Source organism: Bifidobacterium scardovii JCM 12489 = DSM 13734, assembly GCF_001042635.1.
Classification (GTDB): Bacteria; Actinomycetota; Actinomycetes; order Actinomycetales; family Bifidobacteriaceae; genus Bifidobacterium; species Bifidobacterium scardovii.
Genome location: NZ_AP012331.1, coordinates 917,375 through 943,900 on the forward strand (window position 1 = coordinate 917,375; position 26,526 = coordinate 943,900).

Below are 26,526 nucleotides of genomic sequence, written 5' to 3' on the forward strand. Positions count from 1 at the left end.
CAAAAGGCTGTAAGTCAACACTGAACCGTGGAGGCGGGGCCTATGAATCCCCATGGCCCGCACCCTCGCCCTACTTCTTGAGCGAGCGGAGCATGCCCATGGCCTCGTTGACGGTCACGGAGGGCACGTAGGCGCGCATCACCGCGAGCCCGAGCTGGGGCAGGGCCGCCGGGTCGGGGTAGCACACGTACACCGGCTCCTCGCTGGGCTGGAACTTGCGCTTGAAATTGAACAGCGAGTGGAAGCCGTACGCCGGCTCCATCCAGTCGGCCACGATCTGCAGCGCGTGCTGCAGCATCGCCGTGCCGGTGTCGGTGCGCCCGGATTCGTCGACGTTGTCGCGGTCGGGATTCATGCCGGCCAGCGGTGCCGCGGACAGGCTCATGAATTCCGCGGCCGCCTCGGGATGCTTCAGCCCCTCGTCGCGCAGGCGCTCGGCCATGCGCGCGATCAGGAACTCCATGATGCCGTTCGGGCTGTCGGTGCGGTGGCGCATGAAGTCCAGCGTCCAGCCGATGATCCGCCCGTCGCGCCACGTCGGCAGCCAGCTGGTCACGCCGAGCACCGTGCCGTTCGCGTCGATCGCGTAGAGGATCCGCACGCGCGGGTCGCGCAGCTCCTCGACGCCGCCCAGGGTGAACTTCATCTCCGGCAGCGCCTTGAGCGCCGCCCACTGCTCCGATATCTCCTCGATCTGCTCGCGGATGTCGCCGCCGGCCTGCTCGAAGGTGGTCAGCTCGTCGGTGATGCCGTCGCGCTTCGCCTTGTTGATGGCCGTGCGGATGTCCTGCCACTTCTTGCCGGTCGTCTTCCACTGCCGGGGGTCGACCACCATCTCGCCGCCGACCTCGAGCGAGTACCATCCGTCGTCCACCAGCGCGTCGCGCTGCTCGCGATGCACCGCGTACAGCGCCGGCGACCACGATTGCCGGGCGCAGAACCGCGCGAATTCGCGCAGGTCGGACATCCACTCGCCGCGGTCGCCGAACGGACCGGTGCAGGTCAGCGCGATGCCGTTGATCACCCGGTAGGCGATGGCCGAGCGGCCGGTCGGGGAGAACCAGTAGTGGTTGCCCTCCCAGCTGGTCATGAAGGTCATCGATTCGCCGTTCTGCTCCATCAGGGCGCCGGCGCGGGCGCGGGCCCGGCCATCCACGACCAGGATGTCGCGCATCCAGCGGATGCACACGACTAGTACCACCGCCCAGAACACCAGGCCGACGCCCTGGTAAACGGCGGAGGAGACCGGAGTGTGCGGCGCGAAGCGGAGCCTGGTGCGGCTCAGGAACCCGATCGGGATGAACCGCCCCGGCAGCTCGACCAGCAGATCGTGCAGGGTGGTCGGCGGGCGGAAGTCATGCGGCCTGAGCAGGCCGAACGACAGGTACACGGCCACGCAGGCCACGAAGGTGACGGCGATGGCGCCCAGCCCCCTCCACAGGCGCTGCGCGCCGGTGCGGATCGGAAAATGGCGCAACGACGCCATCAGCGCGATGGCGAAGCACGCCGGCAGCAGCACGTTGGCCGCGCTCGCCGCGATCGCGCCGTGGCGGATCAGCGAGGCCATGCCGTTCGGTGCGAAGCTGAGCGGCATCACGAAGTAGTAGAACACGGCCAGCACGGCCGCGCCCATGTTGCAGAAGATCGTCGCCCACGCCGCCAGCCGGCGGCCGCGATACAGGCCCCACGCCATGATGAGCAGGATGGCGGTCGGCAGCAGGGAGCGCATTATGGTGCCGGGCATCGAGGTGCGCAGCAGATCAAACTGGAAGAAGCAGGTGCGGCGGGCGGCGCCGGCCAGGCACTTCGCCAGCACCGAGCTGTCCGGGTCGATCGGGCTGAGCATCAGGCCGAGCGAGCTGAGCGGGCCGGCGTGGGTCGGCGAGGTGATCGTCAGCAGCGGGCCGAGCGCCAGCACCACCGCGACGGCCGCGAACATGCGCCGCGCCTCGTAGGAGGTGCTCAGCCGCCAGTGCATCGGATCCGTTTCGCTGCCGGCTATGGACGGAGCGGGAAGCGCCGCCGTGGCGTCGGCGGTTTCGGCGGTTTCGGCGGCGTTCGTATCGGCGCCAGCCGTCCCGGCCGCCTCCTGCCCGTCGGGGTACGGTGTGGCCGGCGCGCCCTGCGCCGAGGCCTGCGCGGCGGCTTCGGAGGCCTGAAGACGGTGCCGCGCCGTCACCGCGCCCATCAGATGGCCGATCAGTGCGGCGGCCAGCATGCAGTACGCGCCGGGATTGCCGCTGAACAGCAACGCGGCCACGATGGCGCTGTACCCGATGATCTGCATGCGCCGGCGCCACAGCGGCCGGCTGAGCGCGCTCGCCGCCATCAGCACGCCGACGCCGAGCGACAGCGGGCTGAGCGCGAACCGGATGTGGGCGACGACCTGGCTGCCCTGCAGCAGCGCCGCCACGCCACCGCACAGCGCCAGCCCGAGCCCCACGCCGACCAGCGTGGAGACCGCGCCGTACACGGCCATGCGCGTGCGGCCCAGCACCCGCTCGGCCATGGACATCATGATCAGCAGCAGCACGGTGTCGATGATCAGCTGTATCGGCCCCTTCGCCAGGAACAGGGTGATGAGCAGGTGCGTGAGGTTGAACTCGCCGATGGACGTGTTGAGCCCGATCAGGGGCAGCGGATGGCCGTAGGCCGCCGCCAGCGCCCATATCGCCAGGTTCACCACCACGAATTCGGCGGCGAATCCGATCGCGAACGGATGCGCTACGGCCCAGCCGCTGACGTCGTTCAGCAGCGCGAGGCGACCGTCGTTGCGCGCCGCGCCCTTGCTCCCGCCTTTCGATGCGTTTGTATTGGTCATAGCAGTTCGCTCACTTTCGGGTAGTCCTTCCAAGTCTTGTCCGTGGATCCCAGCCCCATGCGCGCGCACAGCCAGGGCAGCGACGCCTCGAGCACGGCGTTCACCGCATGCCAGTCATGCCCCGTGCCGGGCACGGTGAGCGTCACCACGGTCATGCCGGCCTTGCGCGCGGCCTTGCCGATCGTGCGCACGTTGCCGACCGATTTCTCGTCGTTGCCGCCGGCCGCCAGGATCATAGTCTGGTCCGACGGCGCGTGATCGGCGATCGCGTTGACGGGGACCTGCGCCTCGTAGGCGTTTCGGTCGCCGCCGAAGTAGTCGCGCACCATCTCGTCGACGCTTCCCGCGGTTGGCTCGATCTCGCCGTCCACGGCCAGCACGTTGCCGTACTGGTCGGGGTGGCGCGGCCCCAGCTGGGTCGAGCAGGTGCCGCCCTGCGAGAATCCGCCGATCGTCCATGCCGACGGTGCCGTCGCCACCGGCAGATGGGCGCGGATCCAGTCGTTCACGTCCTGGGTCAGATAGGTTTCGGCGTTGCCGTGCTTGGTCGTGTCGGCGCACAGGCTGTTGATCGTGGCCGCCCCGTTCTGGTCGGGGGAGACCACGATGGGCGCCAGCCCGTCGTGCGCGGCGGCGTATGCGTCGAGCATCGGCACGATGCCGCTGGCGGTGAAGAACCGGTTCGGGCTGCCCGGCTGCCCGGCGAGCATCACCATGACCGGCAGGGCCGGCGGATCGTCGCTCAGCGCTGCCGGCGGCAGATAGACGATCGCGTCGCGAGCCGCGAACCCGGAGTTCGTGTTGTCGATGGACGTGGTGAACAGCTTGCCCGCGGCCGGCAGTTCGGGCAGCCTGCCCGTCTCGGCGAGGCGGCGCCACTGCTTCACCGTCGTCTTGGCCGTGGTCTTCCGGCTCTTGCGGATCGACGGGTACGGCGAATAGTTGAACAGGCTGCCGATCGTCTGGTATTCGCCGTATATCGAGTCGACATGCATCGCCGTGGCGACTAGCGCGACCGGGATCAGGGCGATGGCGACGGCGCGGCGCCAGGCGCGAGCGTGCGCGACGGTGACGCCCAGGAAGCCGATTATCGCGAATCCGACGGCGATGCCGCGGATCACCGCCCAGCCGAGCGAGACGCCGAACACCATGAACACGTCGGACAGCAGCCATGCGACGAGCAGGCCGGCGCCGCCCGGGGCCGCCGCACCGAGCAGCTGCCACCACGCACGCCGTCGGTCGGTTCGCAGCACCTGCCAGATCAGCAGGGCCGCCAGGCCGATGATCGTCGTAAGCCATATACCGGTATACAGCGGTCCCGATGTGATGTGCACCGACATCAGGGACTGCAGCCATCCGGGCCAGTGTTCCATATGTGTGCGCCTCCCAAACCGCAACGGGTGTTCTCATGGGCGCGGCCCGCATCCGGGCCCGACCCACATCCCAAACGTGACATCATAGACATGCTGCGGCGGCGGATGCATCAACCGCGGGGATGATCCTTCCCCGATCATGACGGGGCAATTCAGGGTGTTTTCAGGGAAATCTCAGTGGTTTTGCGACAATTACGGGGATAGTGCCGCGATAAGCTGGCGAAAAGCCAAACAATCGTGAATGTATGGGATATTGCCCCCACTTTGTCAGCGATGGCGAGGACAATGGACAGGCAATGTGCCTTACGGCCGAGAACATACGTGTACCATCAAGCAATCGTGAAGTGCAGGTTATGACCAACGAGAACGTCCAACAGACCACCATGCCCGACGACGATATCGAGGAGCTCGATATCGCGCGCAAGGACAGTGATCCATCCGACCGCAGGCTGTTCAAGTTCCGCAGCACGCCGTTCCCCGGATGGGCGTATGCCGTATGCTTCATCCTCTTCGACCTGGCCGCGGTGGCCGCGCTGCAGTGGGGCGTGTCCCAGAAAAGCACGCGCGTGAAGCTGTCGAGCCCGACCGTCGGGTGGGGCTTCGTCACCAAGATGTGGACCGACGGCAACTACGTGCTGGTGCTCAACCTGCTGCTGTGGGGCATCATCTATCTGGTGCTGCTCATGCTCATCAACCGCTTCTGGATCGCCACGCCCATATTCATGGCCATCGCGATCGTCATCGCGGTCATCGAGCATTTCAAGATCGAGATCCGCTACGAGGCGGTGCTGCCCTCCGACCTGAGCTTCCTGGGGTCCAACACCGGCAATCTGCTCAGCTTCATGCCGCCGGGGGCGCACTGGACGATCATCGGCGCCGTCGCCATCTTCATCGGCGTGGTTGGCCTGTGTTTCCTGCTGTACCACATCGACGGGCGCAACGGCCGCCTGATCCGCTTCGACAACAGGGGCCTCGCGGCGGCGAGCCGCCTGCTGCTCATCATCATCCCCGGCCTGTTCCTGTGCCTGTACACGATGCAGGTGAGCACGGTCGGGTCGTGGGCGAAGACCTTCGCCACCGCGATGGGCGACATGCCCTCGATGTGGGATTCGGTCTACGACGCGCAGCGCAACGGCCCGCTCGTCTCCTTCACGCGCCAGCTCAACCCGAAGATCATGGACAAGCCGAGCGACTACAGCGAGGAGACGATGAAGGCGCTCGCGGAAAAGTACTCCGCCGAGGCCGATGCGATCAACGAGAACCGCTCCGAGAACATGACCGACTCGACGGTCGTGTACGTGCTGTCCGAATCGTTCTCCGACCCGGAGCGCGTGCCCGGGCTCAAGATCAACAAGGACGCGATGCCCAACATCCGCTCGATCAAGAAGAACACGACCTCCGGGCTGATGCTGTCGTCGGGCTACGGCGGCGGCACCGCGAACCTCGAATACATGGGCCTGAGCGGCCTGAGCATGGCCAACTTCGACTCGTCGCTGACCAGCCCGTACCAGCAGCTCGTGCCCGGCGAGCACTGGACGCCGACCATCAACCAGATGTGGGGCGCGGCCAAGTTCTCCGAGGCGTTCCACCCTTATGAATCGTCGATGTACTCGCGCGCCACCAACTACGAGAAGTTCGGGTTCTCGCACTTCTACACGCTCACCGGCAACGACGAGGGCGGCGACATCATCAAGTACCAGGACAAGATCGACGAGTCGCCGTACGTGTCCGACGAGTCCACGTACCGCAGCGCGCTCGAGGAGATCTCCGGCAGCGACGACAACCAGTTCATCCAGATCATCACGATGCAGAACCACATGCCGTACAACAACTGGTATGAGAACAACGAGTTCACGGCCGAGTCGACCGATCCGTCGAAGCCGCTCGGCCGGGACGAGACCGAATCGATCCAGACCTACGCGAAGGGCGCCGAGCTGACCGATCAGGCGACGCGCAAGTTCCTCGACGATCTTGACAAGCTCGACAAGCCGGTCACCGTCGTCTTCTACGGAGACCACCTGCCCGGCATCTACGAGACCGCCAGCTCCGATACGGGCAATTCGCTGGACCTGCACCTGACCGACTACTTCATCTGGTCGAACAAGGCGTCCTCCTCGCGAGGCAACGACCTGGACGACGACACGTATTCGTCGCCGAACTTCTTCGTGGCGCAGGCCGCCGAGCACATGGACGCGAAGGTGTCGCCGTATCTGGCCTTCCTGACCGAGATGCACGAGAAGATCGCCGCGATGGAGCCGCCGGTGGTCAACTCGATCCAGGGGTGGGACCGCATCCCCGCTGGGCAGGACATCTACCTCGACGCCAAGGGCAACCCGATGTCCGCAAGCGAGTTCGACGAGCAGACCAAGCAGCTGCTGGCCGACTACAAGCTCATCCAGTATGACATCACCGCGGGGGAGAACTACCTCAAAGACACCTCGTTCATGAAGCTGCCGTAGCCCGAAACGCATAAGGGGCGCTCTCCGTTACGCGGAGAGCGCCCCTTGCTTTGTTGTTGCTGTCGCATCATGGCTGACGAACCGTGACCGGCCGGCAGTTGTGATCCTCCCGCCGGCGGGAGGTGGCGCGCAGCGCCGGAGGGTGGTCGAAACCCGATCATCGCGGATCGGCCGCTATCCTCCGGTGCCGCATGCCCCGAGGCAGGGGAATCGCGCCCCTACTTCAGCGCCTTGGACCCGATGTCGTGGCGGTAGAACATGCCTGTGGTGTCGAGCCCGTCGAGGATCGCGTAGACCTTGTCCTGCGCGGCCTTGATGTCGGGGGCGGTGGTCTCGACCAGCAGCACGCGGCCGGAGGAGGCGACGAGGCCGTGCTCGCCGTTGGCGACGCCGGCGTAGTAGACGTGGGTGTCCTCGTCGACGGGGATCTCGGGGATCGCCGCGCCCTTGACGACGTTGACCGGGTAGCCGTCGGAGGCCAGTACGACGCCAAGCGTGGCGTTGGCGTCATCCCAGGTGAACTCGGGGGTCTCGCCCTTGAGGATCGCGCCGATGCCGGCGCCCAGATCGGAGGTGAGCTTGGGCAGCACGACCTCGGTCTCAGGGTCGCCGAAGCGGGCGTTGAACTCGATGACCTTCGGGCCGTCGGCGGTGGCGATCAGGCCCGCGTACAGGATGCCGGCGAACGGCGTGCCCTCGGCGGCCATCGCCTCGACGGTCGGGCGCACGATCGTGTCGATCGCCGCGTCGACCACGTCCTGGCCGATCTGCGGCACCGGGCTGTACGCGCCCATGCCGCCCGTGTTCGGGCCCTTGTCGTCGTCGTAGGCGCGCTTGTGGTCCTGCGAGATCGGCATCGGCCAGAAGTCGGTGCCGCTCACGAAGCTCATCAGCGAGAATTCCTGGCCCTCGAGGAAGTCCTCGATCACGACCTTGGCGCCGGCCGAACCGAAGCGATGGTCGACGAAGATGTCCTTGAGCGCCTCGACGGCCGTATCCTCGTCCATGGCGACGGTGACGCCCTTGCCGGCGGCCAGGCCGTCGGCCTTGATGACGATCGGCGCGCCATGCTCGCGCACGTAGGCGACGGACGTCTCCAGATCGTCGAAGGTGCGGTACTGGGCGGTCGGGATGCCGTGGCGGGCCATGAGCTGCTTGGCGAAGTCCTTCGACCCCTCGATCTGCGCGGCGGCCTTGGACGGGCCGAACGCCTTGATGCCGGCGGCGGCGAACGCGTCCACGATGCCTTCGATCAGCGGCACTTCCGGGCCTACGAACACCCAGTCGTAGTCGTTGTCCTTCACGAAGTCGATCAGCGCCGCCTGATTCGAGGAGCCGAGCGCCACGGTGCGGATGCCGTCGAGCTCCATGCCCGGGTTGCCGGGGGCCACGGCGACCTCGTCGACGCTGCCGCCGCGCAGCAGCGCGTGGGCGATGGCGTGCTCGCGCGCGCCCGAACCGATGACCAGAACCTTCTGTCCCATTTCCAATCCTTTCCACAAAGTACTATGCGTGCCGCCGCGCGCTGCCTGCGACCGGGGAAGCCGCCGGCAGCCGGGCCGTTCTATCGCAGCGAGATCTGCGTTCCGTCCGTGTCCGGCACGATCGATCCGAGCACGTAGCCGGCCTCGCCGTTGCCCTTGAGCAGCTCGAGCGTCTCGTCGGCGCGCGCCGCGTCCACGGCGAGCACCATGCCGATGCCCATGTTGAAGATGTTGAACATTTCGGCGTGATCGATGCTTCCGGCCCGCTCCAGCACGTCGAAGATCGGCAGCACCGGCCAGGAGCCGAGCTTGATCTCGGCGGCCAGGCCGTCGGGGATCATGCGCGGGACGTTCTCGATGAAGCCGCCGCCCGTGATGTGCGCGACGCCCTTGACCACACCGGCCTTGAACAGGGGGGCGAGGGCCTTGACGTAGATCTTGGTCGGGGTGAGCAGCACGTCGCCGAGCTTGTCGCCGCCGAGCTCGGGCAGCACGGTGTCCACGGTGTAGCCGGCCTGCTCGAACAGGGCCTTGCGCACCAGCGAGAAGCCGTTGGAGTGCACGCCGGTGGAGGGCAGGCCGATGAGCACGTCGCCCTCGGCGATGCCCGAGCCGTCGACGATCGCGGACTTCTCGGCCACGCCGACCGCGAAGCCGGCCAGATCGTACTCGTCCTCGTCGTACATGCCGGGCATCTCGGCGGTCTCGCCGCCGATCAGGCCGGCGCCGGCCTGCACGCAGCCGTCGGCCACGCCTGAGACGACCTGCTCGAGCAGGGCCGGGTCGTTCTTGCCGCACGCGATGTAGTCGAGGAAGAACAGCGGTTCGGCGCCCTGGGCGGCGATGTCGTTGACGCACATGGCCACGCAGTCGATGCCGATCGTGTCGTGCTTGTCCGCCAGCTTGGCGACGACGAGCTTGGTGCCGACGCCGTCGGTGCCCGAGATGAGCACCGGCTCCTTGTAGCCGAGCGAGGCGAGGTCGAACAGGCCGCCGAAGCCTCCGATGCCGCCGACCACGCCCGGGCGCGTGGTGCGCGCGACGTGCGACTTGATGCGCTTGACGACCTCGTAGCCGGCTTCGACGCTGACTCCAGCGTTCTCATACGCTTGTGGCATGAACGTACCTTTCTTGTGTGTCTGCTGTCTTGATGTCTGCTGTTGTCCGTTGCTGCGGCGTCCCGCGGATTCCCGCCGGGCCGTAGACCGGCGGCGGATGCGGTATGCCGCTTGTTTTCTGTTGTGTCTGCGGTTGGCGGTGTCTGCGGTTGCCTGCCGCCGGCGTCCTACCGTTCCTCGCCGGCTGATGCGCCCGATCCGTTGCCCGGCTGGACGGTGGCGTACTCGTTGCCCTCGTACTTGCTCTTGTAGAGCGCGAATTCGGGCAGGCGCACGCGGTCCTCGGGGGTGAGGGACTTCAGGAAGTCGTCCTCGTAGTCGTCCAGGGCGGTCGGGTAGTCGCCGTTGAAGTAGGCCACGCACAGGCCGCCGTACGGGGCCGCGGCGTTGAGCCCGATCGATTCGACCAGGCCGTCGAGCGAGAGGAAGGCGAGCGAATCGGCGCCGATGAAGTCGCGGATCTCCTCGACCGACTTCTTCGCGGCGATCAGCTCCTTGGTGGTGGAGATGTCGATGCCGTAGAAGCAGGGGTACTTGAGCGGCGGCGAGCTGATGCGCATGTGCACCTCGGCCGCGCCGGCCTCCTTGAGCAGCTGCACGATGCGCTTCGACGTGGTGCCGCGCACGATCGAGTCGTCGATGACGATCACGCGCTTGCCCTTGACCACGCCGCGCACGGCGGACAGCTTCATGCGCACGCCCTGCTCGCGCAGCTCCTGCGTCGGCTGGATGAAGGTGCGGGCCACGTACTGGTTCTTGATCAGGCCCATTTCGTTGGGCAGATGGGCGGCTTCGGCGTAGCCCGAGGCGGCGGACAGCGACGAGTTCGGCACGCCGATCACCATGTCGGCCTCGACGGGGGATTCGGCGGCCAGGCGCGCGCCCATGCGCTTGCGGGCGGAATGCACGTTGACGCCGTAGATGTCCGAGTCGGGGCGGGCGAAGTAGATGTACTCCATCGAGCAGATGGCCAGCTGCGTGTTGTCGGTGTACTGCACGATCCTGTAGCCGTGGTCGTTGACCACGACGATCTCGCCGGGGCGGATGTTGCGCACGAGATCGGCGCCGACCACGTCGAGCGCGCAGGTCTCGGACGCGAGCACGTAGGCGCCGTTCTTCATCTTGCCGAGACTCAGCGGGCGGAAGCCGTTCGGGTCGAGGGCGCCGATCATGGCGTCCTCGGTCATGAGCAGGTAGGCGAAGCCGCCGTGCACGGTGTTGAGCGACTCCTTGAGCTTGTCCATGAAGGTCGGCTTGCTGGAGCGGCGGATCAGGTGCATGAGCACCTCGGTGTCGGAATTCGAGTGGAAGATCGCGCCCTCGTCCTCGAGGTTGCGGCGCAGGCTCACGCAGTTGGTGAGGTTGCCGTTGTGGCACAGCGCCACGTCGCCGTCGTGGAAGCGGAAGATGAACGGCTGGATGTTGTCGGTGGTGCCGGAGCCGGCGGTGGCGTAGCGCACATGGCCGATGGCCTTGTCTCCGGTGAGCCGGCCGATCTCGCGTTCGTCGCCGAACACCTGGGTCAGCAGGCCAAGGCCGCGATGGCCGATCAGATGACCATTGTCGTTCGACACGATGCCGGCGCCCTCCTGGCCGCGATGCTGCAGGGCGTGGAGTCCGAAATAGGTGAGACGGGAGGCGTCGGGGTGGCCCCAGACGCCGAAAATTCCGCATTCTTCGTGGATATCTTCGAGTTCAGCCGACAAGCCAAAGCTCCTTCCAAAACCGCTAAAACGGGGGATTCGCTTACCTGTTAACCCTACCAATCGCCAAATACAACCGCTTGTTCGTGTGTGGCGGGGGTGGCTCTGCGCCGCCGCGGGGCGGGGCAGGCCGGCCGCGTATTCGGCGATCGACTTGCCGGTGGCTCTGCGCCGCCGTGGGGCGGGGGTCTCGGCGAAACCTGTGGCGCCTTCGCGTCCGGAGGTGGCTCGGCGCTGCCGCGGGGTGGGGTCTCGGCTTTCTAGACGGGTTGCTTCGCTGGGGGATCGGTTGGCGGGGTGAATCTTCTACCTATTGGACGATATGTTTCGCTGAGGGATCGGTCGGTGGGTGAAGCTTCTATCTATTGGACGCTGAGGGATCGGTTGGCGGGGTGAAGCTTCTATCTGTTGAACAATATGCTTCGCTGACGGGGTTTGGCGGGGTGTTTTACCTACCCTCTGGGAGGAATGCTTTCGATTTTTCTTTTCGGCGGCGTGGCGCTTCTAGTGTCTAGACGAGGAGACTCGCTAACGGGGTTCTTAGCGAAGTGCTTCTTCTGCCCTGTAGTTAATGTGCGTCGCTATCTGCTTTTACCGGGATGAAGTCACCACTCTATAGCAGGTATACCTCGCGGAGAAGCTTGTCAGAGGGGCGTTGATTCGATCCTGTAGTAGATCTTCCTCACTGATGGATTTTGCCGGGTCCATGCTTCTGCCCGCTAGTCGGAATACTCCGCCGAGAAGGCACTAGGCAAAGTGAGCCATTGACCCTCTAAACGAGAGACCCCGCTGCGTGTCCTCCCAGAGATGCAAAACTTCTGGTGCTTATACGCAAGACGCCTCCCACGGGGTTTGCGCCATAATCGCGGAAGCACACGTCCTTGCTCATCGGACCTTCAGCTGCCCCACCCAGAGATGGCATCGACGGTCACTTATCCACAAAGACCCCTTTCGCCATGAGTTATCCACAGCAGGTTGTCCACAACACGCCGAAGCCCCAAGCCTTTGTACACAATCTCCGATCCGCCTGTACGCGCAGTCGCCGAAGTGCCTATGGTCTCCCCATGAAACGTCATAAGGAAGTCGAGGCACTGATCCTCGAGGCTGAAAGCCAGCGCCGATGCGCATTCGGCGCGAAGAAATCGGTCCGTTCCGCGATGGGCCGGCGAGCCGCCGCATTGGAGCTCAAGCGCGTGTTCCCCAACATGTATGCGACGCCGGAATACTGGAATGCTCTCGATCCGCCCGAACAGACATTGCATATCGCGAGAACTCTTGGCGTGAAGCACCCCGATTGGGTGTTCTCCGGCATAGTGGCGGCCGCGGCATATGGGTTTGAGCATCAGTGGTCGCTGCACACCGGCACGATCTCCATCGTCTCGCATACCCAAAGCACCGAGTCGCAAGGTCATCGGGTCCAGCGTCTTTACGCATCGCGATACTCGGTCGAGACCGCAAGCGGTTTGACGCTCGTGGATCGAGGCCGCACGGTTGTGGACTGCTGCCGCCTGTTTCCCTTCCGCTATGCGCTGCCGATTGTCGATTCCGCGCTCGGCCAGGGCGTGAAGGTCGGTGATATTCTGTCCGTCTGCGACAATCTGCAGAGGGACTGCTCGTCGGTGTTCCGCGCGCTGCACTATGCCGACGCGAACAGCGAGAATGGCGGCGAATCGCTGATGCGGGGCACCATCATCGACTGCGGGTTCATGCCGCCGCGCACGCAGGAAACCTTTGTCGATCCGCAGACGGGGAAAGTCTATCGGGCTGATTTCGTATGGCATATCGATGGCAGCGACATCATCGTCGCCGAGTTCGATGGCATGGGCAAATACGTGGATCCGTCGATGACGAATCGAAGAAGCGTGCAAGGCGTGGTGCTGGCCGAGCGGGAGCGGGAGCAGGCCCTGCATCGCGCCGGTGTCACCGCCATCGTCCTGTTCACTTTCGACGAGGTCGTGCAGCGGTCCCCGGTCCTTGACCGATTGCGCGCGGCCGGCGTTCCTCTGCACGATGGCGTGATCTAACGATTGCGGCGCTGATCGGCCGGAGCTCAATGAGACCACGTCGATTGACTCTGCGCATGTTTGCAGGATGCGGATTCATGCCGGCAAAACCGTCAGGCTTTGCCGGCATCCCGCGTCATAAGTTCGTTTACTCTGTCTGGCTCCCCTCCAAGAGGGGAGCCAGATATAGTGCACGAACTTGCGACGCAGGATACTAGAGGGGCGCCATTAAGCATTGGCAGCGATGCGATTCGTCTGGGGGATAAGTGCATAGCCCCGCGGAGAACTCGCTCAGCGGGGCGAGTTGCCTAGAGGATAGCGGTGGTGCTCCGTCGGGGTGGCTGTGGCGGCGCGATTCGTATGGGGTGTAGATGAATGGTGCCGCGGAGAACTCGCTCAGCGGGGCGAGTTGCCTAGAGGATAGCGGTGGTGCTCCGTCGGGGTGGCCGTGATGATGCGTTTTGCATGGGGTATAGGCGGGATGCTTCGTGGAGAAGCTGTTTAGCGGGGTATAACTCCTACGGGGTAGCAGCATCGTTCCATTGAGTACTGGCATCAAGGTGCTTCGTCTGGGGTATAGGTGAAGAACCTCGCGGAGCGCTTGCTTAGCGAGGTATACCGTCTAGAGGCTCGCGGTGGTGCTCCGTCGGGGTGTCGGTGGCGATGCAATTCGCATGAGTGTAGGTGGGATGCGCCGCTGGGAAGCTACTCAGCGGGGTATAGCGCCTATAGGGCAGGAGGGATTATCCACCGATCGATTCGAATCGGCTCCGAGGCGTGCTTCCATCGCAGCACGCCATAACACGCTGCGGCACGAACGGCTCGCCACAGCGTGCCACGGTCCGCCACAACACGGTATGGCATAAAACGCCGCCATACCGCGACACGCATGACATGCCGCGCCGTCTTCCGCTCCTTCCCGCTCCTCCTCGTCCGCAGCCCCTTGCCGCAGCAGCCCCGTCAACCCCCGTATCGCGCTCGCAAGCCAGTATCCTCACAACCATCAGCCATACGCCTATCAGGCCTCGTACCGTTCCGCAGTCCGTCGAATGTCCGTTGCTAACGGACAGGAGTGTGTATACTACGCCGTCGTTTCCCATCGGCCCGCCCGTATCTTGGATAGTGCAAGGAGGCGTGGCAATGACGACTGGACACGGTAAATCACTTATCAACTACCTGTTGAACCGGCGCGATTTCGTGTCGGGGCAGGAGTTGTCGGCGACCCTGGACGTGTCCACCAAGACCGTCTCTCGCATCGTCAAGCAGATCAACGACCAGTATGAGAACGGTCCGATCATCGAATCGCAGCGCGGGCGTGGGTATCGGCTCAACTACCAGAACTACTACGATCACCGCGATCAGGTCGATTCCACGGTCGACGTCGGCGGACTGAGCTCGGTGGAGCGCCGCGACGAGATCATCAAGCGCCTGCTCATCACCTCGCCGCAGCAGTACCGCATGAACGATATCTGGGGCAAGTTCTACATCAGCGATTCCGCGATCGCCTCGGACATGAAGATCCTGCGGCACATGCTCGGCAAATTCCATCTCACGCTCAGCCGCAGCAGCGACTACATCTGGGTGGAAGGCGTGGAGTCGGACATCCGCCGGGCCATCACCTCGCTGCTTTTCGCCGACGACGTGATCGTCAGCGGCCAGTTCGATCAGCCGAACCAGCTCATCAAGCAGCGTGACGCCGCATTCGTGACCCATCAGCTGGATCTGATCGAGGACATGACCCGCTCCGAGATCCCGTACCCGTACAGCGTGAACCTGTTCACCCATCTGTACATCCTCATTGAACGGTTCCGCAGCGCCGGCTCGATCATCGACGAGTACGGCGGGACATCGGCGGACGAGCCGATGAGGAACGGCGAGCTCGTGGCGGTCTGCAACAAGGTCATCGCCAATCTGGGCGCCTATCTGGACACGCCTTTGCCGCGGATCGAGGTGTACAACCTGTACCGGTACCTGACCTCCTCGCGCATCGACGACAATCGGGTCGACCCCGGCGAGATCCCCGATCTCGTGCGCGACGTGACCGAGTACCTGATCTCGCGGGTGATCGAGGATCCCCAATACCGGGACATCAACAGTCAGGACCTGTTCATCGGCCTTGCCAAGCATATGCGCCCGCTGCTCAACCGGCTCGAAAACGGCATCAGGGTGACGAACAACCTGCTCGAGCAGATCAAGCTCGAGTACATGCACCTGTTCGAAACGGTGAAGGTTGCGACCGAAGACATGGCGCGGCGCTATGGGCTGAACCGGATCGACGACGAGGAGGCCGGATTCATCACGGTCTATTTCGCGCAGGCCGTCGAGAACCGGCGCATGCCGCTCGACATCCTGCTCGTGTGCACCACGGGGCTGGGCACGGCGCAGCTGCTGCGCGCCAAGATCGAGAAGCGGTTCGCCGGATTCCACATCGTGCAGACCGTGGCGGCGCGCGACATCGATCAGGCGATCGATCGGCATCCCGAAATCGATCTGGTGGTGTCCACGATTCGTCTCGGAGCCGATGTCCACCTGCCGACGCTGGTGGTCAGCGCGATGCTGACCGTGGAGGACCAGGACCGTCTCGAACGCGAGGCCGACCTGATCCGCAAGGGGGTGACGCGGCGATGCGATGCCTGACGATCTGGGAGCCGGATACCTCGATACCGGACAAGCGCACGCTGATCGACGCCGTGGCCACGTATCTGTCGGGGCAGGGCTTGGTCGGCGACCGGTGCGCCGCGGCCGAGGCGCTGCGATTGCGCGAAAGCCTCGGCGATACGCTGATCGCCCCGCATCTGGCGATCCCGCATGCGATGAGCGACGCCGTCAACGAGTCCGTCGTGCTGTTCGTCAAACTGCGCGACGGGCTGGACGACTGGCAGCCGGGCGCAACCGTCGACCGGTACCTGTTCACGCTGATCCCCGAACGCCCCCCGACCGCCGATCTCGAGGCGATCAAAAGCCTGTACACGCGGCTCGCCGACGACCGGACGCTTGAGGCGTTGGCCGGCGGCGGCCCGAGCGACGTCCTCACAGTATTGCAACAAGAAAGGAACTGACCATGGACGCATCCTCCCTGAACGATGTTCTCGACAGGAACACGATCCTGACGAATCTGAACGCGAACGCCAAGGACGACGTCATCGACGCGCTGGCCCGGCGGCTGCGCGAGCACGGCTACATCGCCTCCGTCGACGCGTTCGTCGACGCCGTGCACGAGCGCGAGAAGGAAGGCGCCACCGGCATCGGCAACCATGTCGCCATCCCGCACGGCCGCAGCGAGACCGTGAACAAGAACGGCGTGGCCATCGCGGTCCTCGACCACGAGATCGAGTGGGAGTCGCTGGACGATACCGGCGCGAAGGTAGTGGTGCTGTTCACCGTCGGCGCCAGCGGCGACGGGGCCAACGAGCATCTGCGCCTGCTCTCGCTGTTCGCCCGCAAGATGGCCAAGCAGGAGATCATCGACGCGCTGCTCAAAGCCGGGACGATCGACGAGGTCATCGGCTGCTTCGCAGACTGACGGCCCGCCCGCCGGAGCCGCGCCCGCCGGGCAACCCTGTAAACCAACAAATCAACAACCCAATACCCCAACCAACCCAACCACAAGACAAAGGAGAACCATCATGAAGATCGTCGGAGTAAGCGCCTGCACGGTCGGCATCGCCCACACCTACATGGCCCAGCAGAAGCTGGAGGACGCCGCCAAGGCGGCCGGCGACGACGTCAAGATCGAGACCCAGGGCACCATCGGCATCGAGAACGCGCTGACCGAGCAGGACATCGCCGAAGCTGACGTCGTGCTGCTGGCCATCGACATCAAGATCGCCGACGAGGGCCGTTTCGAGGGCAGGAAAGTCGTCAAGGTGTCCACCGAGACCGCCATCAAGTCCCCGAACAAGCTGATCGCCAAGCTGCACGACATTGTCGGCAAGTGACGCCGCGTCAACATCCATTTCTCCGTTAGTGTCAAGGGGAGCAAGAGCATCATGAAAACCTTCTGGAAGAAAGCCAACTTCAAGGGTCATCTGCTGACCGCCATCTCGTACATGATCCCGATCGTCTGCGGCGCGGGCTTCATCATCGCCATCGGCATGGCGTTCGGCGGCACCAGCCAGGACGCGCTGGTCATCGGCAAATTCAACTTCTTCGAGGCACTCGCCACGCTGGGCGGCAAGGCCCTGGGCATGCTGCCGGTGATCATCGCCACCGGCATCGCGTTCTCGATCGCCGGCAAGCCGGGCATCGCGCCGGGCTTCGTGACCGGTCTGGCCGCCAATGCGATCAGCGCCGGCTTCATCGGCGGCATGATCGGCGGCTATATGGCCGGCTGGATCGCCTTCGCCGTGCTCACCTTCGTCAAGGTGCCGAGCTGGGCCAAGGGCCTGATGCCCACGTTGATCGTGCCGTTCCTGGCATCGCTGTCCAGCGGCCTGATCATGGTGTACATCATCGGCACCCCGGTGTCGTGGTTCACCTCATGGCTGACCGGCGTGCTGACCAGCATGTCCGGCGCCTCCAACCTGATCTTCGGCGCCGTGCTCGGCACGCTGTCCATCGTCGACTTCGGCGGCCCGATCAACAAGACCGCGTTCGCGTTCGCGCTCACGCTGCAGGCCGAGGGCATCAACGGCCCGGTCACCGCGCTGCAGCTGACCAACACCGCGACCCCGATCGGCTTCGGCTTCGCGTTCCTCGTCGCCCGCCTGCTGCGCAAGAACATCTACACGCATGAGGAGATCGAGACCCTCAAGTCCGCCGTGCCGATGGGCGTGGTGAACATCGTCGAGGGCTCCATCCCGATCGTCATGAACGACCTGGTCCGCGGCATCGTGGCGGCCGGGCTCGGCGGCTGCGTCGAGGGCGCCATCCTCATGTCCCTGACCAACGGGCAGGGCGCCACCGTGCCGTTCGGCGGCTTCCTCATGCTGCCGACGATGGGCGCGAACTGGTGGGTCGGCCTGCTGGCCATCGCCGCGAACGTGGTGGTCGCCGGTACGGTCTACGCGCTGATCAAGAAGGACATTCCGGCCGAGGCCATGACCGCGGTCAGGAACTCCGCCGAGGACGAGGAAGATCTCGATCTGGACGCCATCCAGGTCATGTGACCGGCGCAGGGCGGCGCGATGCGGCGCCGGAGCCGAAATCCGACGCCGCCGCGCCGGCCGCGCGGAACGGCATAGACAGCATAGAAAGGACCACATCCGAATGACCAGAACAATCAAACTGTCCCCGTCGCTGATGACCATGGACCTGGACCAGTTCAAGGAGCAGATCACCTTCCTCAACGACAAGGTGAACTCCTACCACATCGACATCATGGACGGCCACTTCGTGCCGAACATCACGCTCTCGCCGTGGTTCATCGAGCAGGTGCGCAAGATCTCCGACGTGCCGCTGTCCGCGCATATGATGGTCACCGACGCCCCGTTCTGGGTCCGCCAGCTGATCGACGTCAGGTGCGACGAAATCTGCTTTCCCTCCGAAGTGGCCAACGGCGTGGCCTTCAGCATGATCGACGACATCCATGCGGCCGGGCTCAAGGCCGGCGCCGTGCTCAATCCGGAGACCTCGATCGACACGATCCTGCCGTATATCGACCTGCTCGACAAGGTCACGGTTATGACGATCGATCCGGGCTTCGCGGGGCAGCGATTCCTCGAAGTCACGCTGGACAAGATCGTCGAGTTGCGCAGGCTGCGCGAGGAACGCGGCTACGGGTACGAGATCGAGATGGACGGATCCACGAACCTCAATCATTGGAAGCTCATTTCCGACGCCAACCCGGACATCTACGTGATCGGTCGCTCCGGCCTGTTCGGCCTGACCGACAGCATCGAGGATTCTTGGGACCAGATGGTGCGCGAATACGAGCAGTGCACCGGCTTCGCGTTCGATAACGGCAAGTATTCGACCGCTCGCTGACGCTGCGGCGGCATGCCGGCCTCTCCCGTTCGGGAGGCCGGCATGCCGCCGTTTTCGTGAGACCGGGAAGGCCAGGCGCGCCGGCTGCGATGGCGTGCGCCCGGGACACGCGCACCTCCGATATTGTCGAACATTTGTTCGATAATACTTGCGGGAGGTGAGTGCCGTGGGCCGTACCTATGTAGCCATAGACCTGAAGTCGTTCTATGCGTCGGCGGAGTGCGCGGCGCTCCATGTCGATCCGTTGAACACGCATCTGGTGGTGGCGGATGTCAGCCGCACGGAGAAGACGATCTGCCTGGCGGTGTCCCCGTCCCTGAAGGCGTATGGCCTGCCCGGCCGCGCCAGGCTGTTCGAGGTCGTGCGGAAGATGGGGGAGGTCAACGAGCGCCGGCGTCTGGCCGCCCCCGGCCGCAGGTTCATCGGCGAGTCCTGCGACGCCCGCGAGCTGAGCGCCAATCCCGCGCTGAAAGCGGCCTATATCATCGCCAAGCCGCGCATGGCCACCTATATCCGGCAAAGCTCGCGGATCTACGCGATCTATCTCAAATACGCGGCGCCCGAGGACATCCACGTCTACTCGATCGACGAGGTGTTCATCGACGTGACGCGGTACCTGCGCCTGTACCGCACCACCGCGCACGAGCTGTCGCGCGCGATCATAGCCGATATCCTCAGTCAGACCGGCATCACCGCCACCGCCGGCATCGGGACGAACCTGTACCTGGCCAAGGTTGCCATGGATATCGTCGCCAAGCACATCCCGGCCGGGCCGGACGGGGTGCGCGTCGCCGAACTCGACGAGGCGTCGTACCGGCGCCTGCTGTGGAATCACCGGCCGCTCACCGACTTCTGGCGGGTCGGGCGCGGGTATGCGAAGAAGCTGGAGGCGCACGGGCTGCTGACCATGGGCGACATCGCGCGCTGCTCCGCGGGAGGCCCCGGCGACTACTACAATGAGGACCTGCTGTATCGCCTGTTCGGCGTCAACGCGGAATTGCTCATTGACCACGCGTGGGGGTGGGAGCCGTGCACGATCGCCGACATCAAGGCGTATCGGCCCGAAGCCAACTCCCTGAGTTCCGGCCAGGTGCTGCAGCAGCCGTACGGCTTTGATTCCGCGCGGCTGGTCACGCGCGAGATGACCGATGCATTGGTGCTCGAGATGGTCGGCAAGCGCCAGCTCACCGACTGCATAGGGCTGTACGTCGGGTACGACCGCAGCTCACCGGCCGATCATACGGTCAGCGACCGCTATGGCCGGGCAGTGCCGAAACCGGCCGGCGGTTCGAAGGACCTCGGCGAATACACCTCGTCCACCACGCGCATCGTCGCCGCGATGATGGAGCTGTACGACCGCATCGTCGATCCGAAGCTGCTGGTGCGGCGCATCACCGTCACGGTCGGGCGCACGATCGGGGAGGGCGCGCTCGCCGAATCGGGCGGCGGCTACGAGCAGCCCGATCTGTTCTCCGACTTGGAGACCGTGGACCGGGATCGTGCGGCGCGGCGCGAGCAGGACCGCCGCGAGCACGACATGCAGCAGGCGCTGCTCGCCGTCAAGACCAAATTCGGGCGCAACGCGATCCTCAAGGGCATGAACCTTGAGCCAGACGCCACCGGCGTGCAGCGCAACAACCAGATCGGAGGGCATGCCGCATGATGGTGCCGACACGGAGAACATACGCGCATGCGGGGCTCATGCCGCTGTCGATCCGTAACGAGACGACGGGAGCCCCGCGGGAAACATACCTGCATATGGAACGCACTATGGGCGGGCCGATGCGCGGGGCGGAGACGGTCCCGGGCGGGGCCGGGAGGGGAGGCGCCTCATGCCGCTGACCCCCACGGAGCGGTACGACGACATCATCGACCTGCCGCATCACCGGTCCCGGACCCACCCGCATATGCCGCGGGCCAACCGGGCCGTGCAGTTCATGCCGTTCGCGGCGCTCACCGGCTACGATGCGGCCATCATGGAGACCGCGCGGCAGACCCGGCAGCGCGTGGCGCTGAGCGATGACGAGAAGGAGAACGTCTCCCGCAAGCTGCGCGACATCATGGAGGCGACCACGTCGTCCGCGCCGGATAGCCGACCGCATGCCGCGATCACGTATTTTCGCGAGGACGCGCGCAAGGACGGCGGCGCATACGTCACCGTCACCGGCGTGGTCCGGGGGCTCGACAGGGAACACGGAACGCTGCTGCTGCGTGACGGTACGGCGATTCCGCTGGACGATATCGTCGACGTCGTGCCCGAATCCGATGGAGGCGGCCCCGGCGCGCCTTCCTTCGGAGTCGTGTGAGAGGGCTCGGGCGAAAACCGGGACAACGGTTTTACGGCCAGCGGGTTCATAACGAGCTTGCGGCCAACAGTCTTGCGGCCAACAGGCTCCCGTCAAAGGGGTAGCGGTAGCGGGTTCAGAACGGGCTTGCGGCCAACAGTCTTGCGGCCAACAGTCTCCCGTCAAAGGGGCGGCGGCAGCGGGTTCACACGGGCTCGCGTCCAAAGGGTTAAACGGCCAAAGGGTTAACGGCAACGAGCTTACAGCGGATTCACAACGGGCTCACGGCCAGCGGGCTCACGGCCAAAGGGTCAACGACAGCGGGCCCGCACGGACTCACGCGGAGAACTGCTTGCTGAACTCGCCCCACAGCTGCCGTCTGGCGAAGACGAGCAGCCCGAACAGCAGCAGCGCCGACACCAGGGCGCTGACCAGCACGAGCACGTCCCAACGCGCCCATCCCAGCGGAATGAACGCCAGCGCGGCCAAGCCGAATGCGATGTCGAACACCAGATATTTGGCGTACTGGGCGATGGCCCGTTCCCGCAGCGCGATCAGCAGCACCACGTCGACCGCCAGCGAGACCAGGCAGATGATCGGCATCACGAATTCGGTGATCATCGGTTTGCGCGTGGTGGCGAACCACACCATCGCGATGGCGAGCATGACGTAGAAGTACCGGGACAGCATCCTGATCGGCTGCGGCGCATGCAGGATCGCGCTGTTGAGGAACAACACGCTGACGATCAGCGCCACGGCCGACGAGAACACGATCGGCGCCGGCCACGCGAACAGATAGCCGAAGAACAGCAGCAGCAACACCGTCGCGCCGGCGATGAACGTCAGGATCTCGACCGCCAGCCGGCGCGGCCGCAGATAGGTGCGCTGCGCGGGGAACACGGATGGATCGGCGCTGCCGGTCAGGTCGCTTTGGCACAGCGGGCAGCGCTCCAGCGAACCGGAGAAATCGACGCCGCATGCGTCACATCGCATCATGGGTACCGCCTTCTTTGGTCTCCCCGGTCTCGTCGGTCTTGCTGGACTCTTCGTCCTTGTCGCTCTCTTCGGATTGGTCGGCCGTTCCGGTCCCGCCAATCGTGCCGCCCTTGCCGGCCGTCTGCGCATCCGCCTGCACGCCGCTCGGCGGTTCCTCCTTGCGCGCCGCTGTCCCCTCGACGTGCGCGCCGCCGATGTTGATGAGCCCGTCGATGCCCGCCGCGGTCAGGATGCGGCACAGGTTGCGGATCACGTTGAGGTCGCGGTAGATCGTGGAGACGCCGATGCTCAGATCGTCGCCGAACGAGCAGATGGTGAAGTTCAGTCCGGCCGGCGTGGTCAGGATGTTCATCGTGCGCACATAGGCGGCAAGACGCTCGTCCAGGGTGATCCTGCCGAGACTCGAGACGGTCGTGGTGGTCTCGTGGTCGGCGATGAACCGGGCCAGCTCCAGCACCCAGTCCTTGATGGGCGAGGGGGCGATGCGCAGCGCTGGATTCTTCTCCAGCGCGATCATCCGGTTCATATGCGCCTCAACGCGTTCGCGGCTGGTCGCGTGCCCCAGCTGTTCCTGCACGTGCCGCGCGATGTCGCCCAGCGGCTCGTCGTCGGTCGGCGTGTAGGCGACGTACGTCATGCCATAGAAGTTGCGCACCGTCTCCGAGCGGAAGAACGCGCGCAGATCCACGGGGATGTCCACGCGGATTGCGCGGCTGCGCGCCCGCGAGGGCATACCGTCGCGGATCGCGCTGATGATCGCCGCGATCATGTACGAGGTCAGGCTCACGCCGCATGCGTGGGCCGCGCCGAGCACGCGCCGCACGCTGACGTGGTATTCCATGAACGTGGGCGCCTCGCGGTCCTGCAGTCCGGCCAGGCGGTAGATGCGCGTGCCCGGCGCGGCGCCGGCCTTGTCGCGTTCGTAGTACTTGTCGAAGCTGTTTTCAGCCTTGTCGCTGTCCGAGCCGTCGTAGTCGGACGGCACGCCGGCCACGCCGTACCGCTCGGCGATGTATTCGTGCAGCAGCGCCTTGAACAGGTTCATCGCGCCGCGTCCGTCGGAGATCATGTGCGAGACCTCCAGATTGACCCGGTCGCGGTAATAGCTTACGCGGAACAGGATGCTTTTCGGCCCGTAGTGCAGCCGCGAGCAGATCGGCAGATGCTCCGGCTCCACGAGCGGGCGCTCGTCCGCCTGCTCCAGGTAGTGCCAGAACAGGCCGTTGAGCAGGTGCACGTTGAAACTGGGGAATTTCGCGATCGCGCGGTCCAGCGCGTGCTGCAGCGCCGTCGGGTCGATGTCGTCCGCCAGTCCGGCCGAATAGCGGAACACGGTCTGCGAGGAGCGGCCGGCCTGCGACGAGTAGAACTTGCCGATGTTGTCTAGTCGGTACCAAGTACGTCGCGCCACGCGGCGCCTCCTTCCGTGGTCCGAGGCGCGCCGTCCGCCGACGATGCGGTGGATGCGGTGGATACAGTAGATGCGGCGGCCATGGTGGTGTCAGCCGCGCCAGCCGTGCCGCCCGCCGCGCCGGCCGCAGGGGCCGCCAGCGGCGTGCCGTCGAGGAAATGCTCGATGAGCCGGTACGTGGTGGCGACCAGCTCCACCGCCGACGTGTTGAGCAGATAGCCGTGCACGCCGTTGGAGACCCGGTAGCAGGACACGGCATGATCGCCGTTCACCAATTGCAGCCGCCGGGCATAGGCCTCGTCCTCGTCGCGCAGCGGGCAGTATTCGGCCGACAGCACCAGCGTGCGCGGCTGGCCGCTCAGGTTGTGCGCGGTGATCGGCGCGAAATACGGGTTGGTCAGGTCCTGCACGGAGGAACGGTACATATCCACATAGTCGGCCATGTCCTGCGCGGTGAGGATATAGTCCGTGCCGTTGGACCGCACCGATTCGAACGGGCTGGTGTCGGGGTTGTAGTCGTTGCCGACCACCGGGTAGAGCAGCATCTGGGTGCGCGGCATGAATTCCCCGCGGTCGCGGGCCATCAGCGACACCGCGGCCGCAAGATTGCCTCCGGCGCTGTCGCCGAACAGAACGATGTCGTTCGGGTCCGGGGCTCCTTCGCCGGCCGGAGTGGCCGGCAGTTCGAGTTCGCCGGCGAACAGCTGGCGGGCCGCTTCGTAGCAGTCCTCGGCGGCGGTGGGGAAGCGGTATTCGGGTGCCAGCCGGTATTCAACCGAGATCACGCGGCGCTGCAGCCGCACGGCCATGTGCGCGCACGCCTGGGTGTACAGGTTGATGCCGCCGGTGACCCATCCGCCGCCGTGGAAGAACAGGATCGTGCCGCGCGGCGTGGGAATGGGGACGTCCGATCCGTCCTCCGTCTGCGTCTTGGGCGGCGGCGCGCCGTAGGGCGCCACCGGCGTGAATACGCGCAGCGGCAGCGCGTGGCCGTCCGGCATGGCGGCCGTGGCGTCGTCGACCCGGCTTTTGGGATTGGCCGGCGCGGCCCGGGCGATCAGTTCCTCCGCCATGCGCTGGAGCCGATACGATTTGCGCGCGTTGGGCTTGACGAAGCTGGCGGCCTTCATCGCGGCGAACAGCGCCTCGTTGATCGGCATGTCGGCGAATCCTTTCGGCAGGGGGTGAATCACGCCCATTATCCCACGGCCGTGGTCCGGATGCGCGGGTTGGCGCAGAGCATAGGCGCCGGCCGGGTGCCTCCATACTCGCCGCCATACGCGCCGCCGTTCCGGTCCGTCATCGCGCCGGCATCACCGCATGCCGGCGGGCGCACGCGACGAAATCGTCGATGGCGCTCCAGTGGTAGTCGGCGGCCGGCACGCCGAAGCAGATGGTGTATGCGGTGCCGGGGCCGCAGGGCAGTATCCGCAGCGCGCGCAGACGGTCCCGGCCGAGCAGCGCGGTCAGGAACTGCTGCGGGCACAGGCACGCGCCCATGCCGTACCCGCATAGCTCCAGCAGCGTCATCACGTTGTCCGACCGGGCGGCGACGGTCGGGGAGAACCCCGGAGCGCTGGAACAGGGTCTGCGCGATGCGTCCGTCGATGTCCTCCGGGTTGCCGAGCAGGAACGGGCACACCTCCAGCGACGATAGGTCGCCGTTCGCGATCGCGGCCTGGTCCGGCGGCGTGCCGGCCGCGGCGAGATCCATCCACAGCGACCGCGCGACCACCAGCACCATGCGTTCCGCATAGAAGTCCGACAGTTCCACGCCGGTCGGGCTGCCCTCGAAATCGGCGATCGCCAGATCGAGGTCGCCGGACAGCAGCCTGCGCTGCAGCTGGTCGTTGCGCCCCTCGGACAGCTCGACCGTGATCTTCGGCCGTGCCGAGCGGAAGTCCCGTATGATCGGCGGCATCATGGCGCGGCTGCGCGTGTAGGCGACCCCGACGCGCAGCACGCCGGCCCGGTCCCCGGCGATGTCGCGCATCTCCTGGCCGAGCGTGTCCCGGTCGCGGCGGAACCGCTTCGCGTATCGTGCGAACACGGTGCCGGCATACGTGAGCTCGAGCGGCACGCGGCGGACGAACAGCGCGCAGCCCAGCTCCCTCTCCAGCGCGGCGATGTTGGCGCTGAGCGTCTGCTGCGTGATGCCGAGGCGTTTGGCCGCCCTGCTGAAACTGCGGTCGACGCTTCGGATGTCGTCGCGCTGTTTTCGGCGGCGTTCGATCTGCGGTGGCCGGTCGTGGTGCCGGCCGTGCTGGTGATCGTGCTGGCGCTGCTGCGCGTGGATGTGCGGATGACCATGCTGGCCAGCATCGCCGGGTCCCTTGCGGTGTGCGTCGGCATGCAGGGGATGGGCGTCCGCGCGTTGGCGCGGCTGCTGGTGTTCGGCTACGATTCGCCGAACCCTAGAATCGACGCCCTGCTGGGCGGGGGCGGGCTGCTGTCGATGATCTCCGTGGCGGCGATCGTGTGCATCTCCTCGGCCTACGCCGGCATTTTCGCGCAGACCGGCATGCTGCTGCGGCTGCAGCGCGCCATCGGCGTGATGGGGCGCAGGATCGGCGCGTCCGGGGCCATGGCGGTCACCGCCGCATGCACGGCGGCGTTCGCGTGCAACCAGACCCTGACCATCATGCTCACCCATCAGCTGTGCGAGGGGCTGTATGCGCGGCCGAACGGCGGTGCCGTGCGCGCCGACCGGAACGGCCAGGCGATGGCCGTCGATCTGGAGGACACCGCCGTGGTGATCGCGCCGCTCATCCCGTGGTCGATTGCCGGCGCGCTGCCCCTGACGACGATCAACGCGCCGACGGTCAGCCTCGCCGCCGCATGCTTCCTGTACCTGCTGCCGCTGTCGCGACTGGTCGCCGGCATCCGGAAGGGCATCCGGAAGGGCGGCTCCCACGGCAAGACGGCCGCATGACGGTCCGCCCGGAACG

The 26,526-nt window shown here is 65.5% G+C and carries 19 protein-coding genes and 2 pseudogenes; 11 read left to right on the plus strand and 10 right to left on the minus strand.

Going from position 1 to position 26,526, the window contains the following annotated elements:
• Window positions 1–70: 70 nt before the first annotated feature.
• Window positions 71–2,821, minus strand: coding sequence for a bifunctional lysylphosphatidylglycerol flippase/synthetase MprF (locus tag BBSC_RS03790; RefSeq protein WP_034531570.1), 2,751 nt, complete (start codon window positions 2,819–2,821; stop codon window positions 71–73).
• Window positions 2,818–4,194 (minus strand): alpha/beta hydrolase, encoded by a 1,377-nt coding sequence (locus BBSC_RS03795; protein WP_033518228.1) that lies wholly within the window; start codon window positions 4,192–4,194, stop codon window positions 2,818–2,820. Before BBSC_RS03795 ends, BBSC_RS03790 begins: the two co-directional genes overlap by 4 nt.
• A gap of 353 nt (window positions 4,195–4,547) precedes the next feature.
• Between BBSC_RS03795 and BBSC_RS03800 the strand changes: the two genes are divergently transcribed.
• On the plus strand, window positions 4,548–6,653 hold the full coding sequence (locus tag BBSC_RS03800; RefSeq protein ID WP_033518226.1) for an LTA synthase family protein: 2,106 nt from the start codon (window positions 4,548–4,550) through the stop codon (window positions 6,651–6,653).
• Between the two features lie 218 nt (window positions 6,654–6,871).
• Here the strand turns inward: BBSC_RS03800 and purD are convergent, their stop codons facing one another.
• The 3 genes from purD to purF all read right to left on the minus strand — a co-directional run bounded on the left by purD (window position 6,872) and on the right by purF (window position 10,961).
• The gene (gene purD, locus BBSC_RS03805) at window positions 6,872–8,137 is read right to left on the minus strand and encodes a phosphoribosylamine--glycine ligase (protein ID WP_033518225.1); all 1,266 of its coding nucleotides are present in this window, start codon (window positions 8,135–8,137) and stop codon (window positions 6,872–6,874) included.
• A gap of 80 nt (window positions 8,138–8,217) precedes the next feature.
• A complete protein-coding gene (gene purM / locus BBSC_RS03810) occupies window positions 8,218–9,255 on the minus strand; it encodes a phosphoribosylformylglycinamidine cyclo-ligase (RefSeq protein WP_033518224.1) in 1,038 nt (345 codons plus the stop codon).
• A gap of 167 nt (window positions 9,256–9,422) precedes the next feature.
• Window positions 9,423–10,961 carry an amidophosphoribosyltransferase gene (gene purF / locus BBSC_RS03815; protein WP_033518222.1) on the minus strand — a complete coding sequence of 513 codons (1,539 nt, stop codon included), beginning with the start codon at window positions 10,959–10,961 and terminating at the stop codon, window positions 9,423–9,425.
• A 953-nt stretch (window positions 10,962–11,914) separates the two neighbouring features.
• Between purF and BBSC_RS03820 the strand changes: the two genes are divergently transcribed.
• The 9 genes and pseudogenes from BBSC_RS03820 to BBSC_RS14495 form a co-directional block, all read left to right on the plus strand.
• Window positions 11,915–12,982, plus strand: a complete 1,068-nt coding sequence (locus BBSC_RS03820) for a hypothetical protein (RefSeq protein WP_306558629.1) — start codon at window positions 11,915–11,917, stop codon at window positions 12,980–12,982.
• A gap of 1,119 nt (window positions 12,983–14,101) precedes the next feature.
• Window positions 14,102–15,598, plus strand: coding sequence for a BglG family transcription antiterminator (locus tag BBSC_RS03825; RefSeq protein ID WP_033518218.1), 1,497 nt, complete (start codon window positions 14,102–14,104; stop codon window positions 15,596–15,598).
• Entirely contained in the window at window positions 15,586–16,020 is a 435-nt protein-coding gene (locus BBSC_RS03830; protein WP_051923257.1) for a PTS sugar transporter subunit IIA, read from the plus strand. Before BBSC_RS03825 ends, BBSC_RS03830 begins: the two co-directional genes overlap by 13 nt.
• A gap of 2 nt (window positions 16,021–16,022) precedes the next feature.
• Entirely contained in the window at window positions 16,023–16,484 is a 462-nt protein-coding gene (locus BBSC_RS03835; RefSeq protein WP_033518216.1) for a PTS sugar transporter subunit IIA, read from the plus strand.
• A 103-nt stretch (window positions 16,485–16,587) separates the two neighbouring features.
• Complete coding sequence (locus tag BBSC_RS03840; RefSeq protein ID WP_033518214.1) at window positions 16,588–16,899, plus strand: PTS fructose transporter subunit IIB; 312 nt, start codon at window positions 16,588–16,590, stop codon at window positions 16,897–16,899.
• 51 nt (window positions 16,900–16,950) lie between these two features.
• Entirely contained in the window at window positions 16,951–18,069 is a 1,119-nt protein-coding gene (locus tag BBSC_RS03845) for a PTS fructose transporter subunit IIC (protein ID WP_033518212.1), read from the plus strand.
• Between the two features lie 100 nt (window positions 18,070–18,169).
• Entirely contained in the window at window positions 18,170–18,886 is a 717-nt protein-coding gene (gene alsE / locus BBSC_RS03850) for a D-allulose 6-phosphate 3-epimerase (RefSeq protein ID WP_033518211.1), read from the plus strand.
• Between the two features lie 166 nt (window positions 18,887–19,052).
• The gene (locus BBSC_RS03855; RefSeq protein ID WP_231649035.1) at window positions 19,053–20,549 is read left to right on the plus strand and encodes a Y-family DNA polymerase; all 1,497 of its coding nucleotides are present in this window, start codon (window positions 19,053–19,055) and stop codon (window positions 20,547–20,549) included.
• Window positions 20,550–20,718: 169 nt separating this feature from the next.
• Window positions 20,719–20,907: pseudogene (locus tag BBSC_RS14495) on the plus strand (hypothetical protein); the annotation flags it as partial.
• 600 nt (window positions 20,908–21,507) lie between these two features.
• Here the strand turns inward: BBSC_RS14495 and BBSC_RS03865 are convergent.
• From BBSC_RS03865 to BBSC_RS14165, 5 genes and pseudogenes are all read right to left on the minus strand, one after another.
• Window positions 21,508–22,167 carry a DUF6320 domain-containing protein gene (locus BBSC_RS03865; RefSeq protein WP_033518208.1) on the minus strand — a complete coding sequence of 220 codons (660 nt, stop codon included), beginning with the start codon at window positions 22,165–22,167 and terminating at the stop codon, window positions 21,508–21,510.
• Window positions 22,154–23,578: a phthiocerol/phthiodiolone dimycocerosyl transferase family protein gene (locus BBSC_RS03870; protein ID WP_033518206.1), complete on the minus strand. Its 1,425-nt coding sequence runs from the start codon at window positions 23,576–23,578 to the stop codon at window positions 22,154–22,156. The genes BBSC_RS03865 and BBSC_RS03870 overlap by 14 nt, the downstream gene beginning before the upstream one ends.
• A complete protein-coding gene (locus tag BBSC_RS03875) occupies window positions 23,551–24,738 on the minus strand; it encodes an alpha/beta hydrolase (RefSeq protein ID WP_033518204.1) in 1,188 nt (395 codons plus the stop codon). Before BBSC_RS03875 ends, BBSC_RS03870 begins: the two co-directional genes overlap by 28 nt.
• Window positions 24,739–24,776: 38 nt before the next feature.
• Window positions 24,777–25,658 carry a LysR family transcriptional regulator gene (locus BBSC_RS03880; protein WP_231862254.1) on the minus strand — a complete coding sequence of 294 codons (882 nt, stop codon included), beginning with the start codon at window positions 25,656–25,658 and terminating at the stop codon, window positions 24,777–24,779.
• A 33-nt stretch (window positions 25,659–25,691) separates the two neighbouring features.
• Window positions 25,692–25,934, minus strand: a pseudogene (locus BBSC_RS14165) (helix-turn-helix domain-containing protein); the annotation flags it as partial.
• Here BBSC_RS14165 and BBSC_RS13195 point away from each other — a divergent pair.
• The gene (locus BBSC_RS13195) at window positions 25,827–26,510 is read left to right on the plus strand and encodes a Na+/H+ antiporter NhaC family protein (protein ID WP_231649034.1); all 684 of its coding nucleotides are present in this window, start codon (window positions 25,827–25,829) and stop codon (window positions 26,508–26,510) included. The pseudogene BBSC_RS14165 and the gene BBSC_RS13195 sit on opposite strands and share 108 nt — an antisense overlap.
• Window positions 26,511–26,526: the final 16 nt, after the last annotated feature.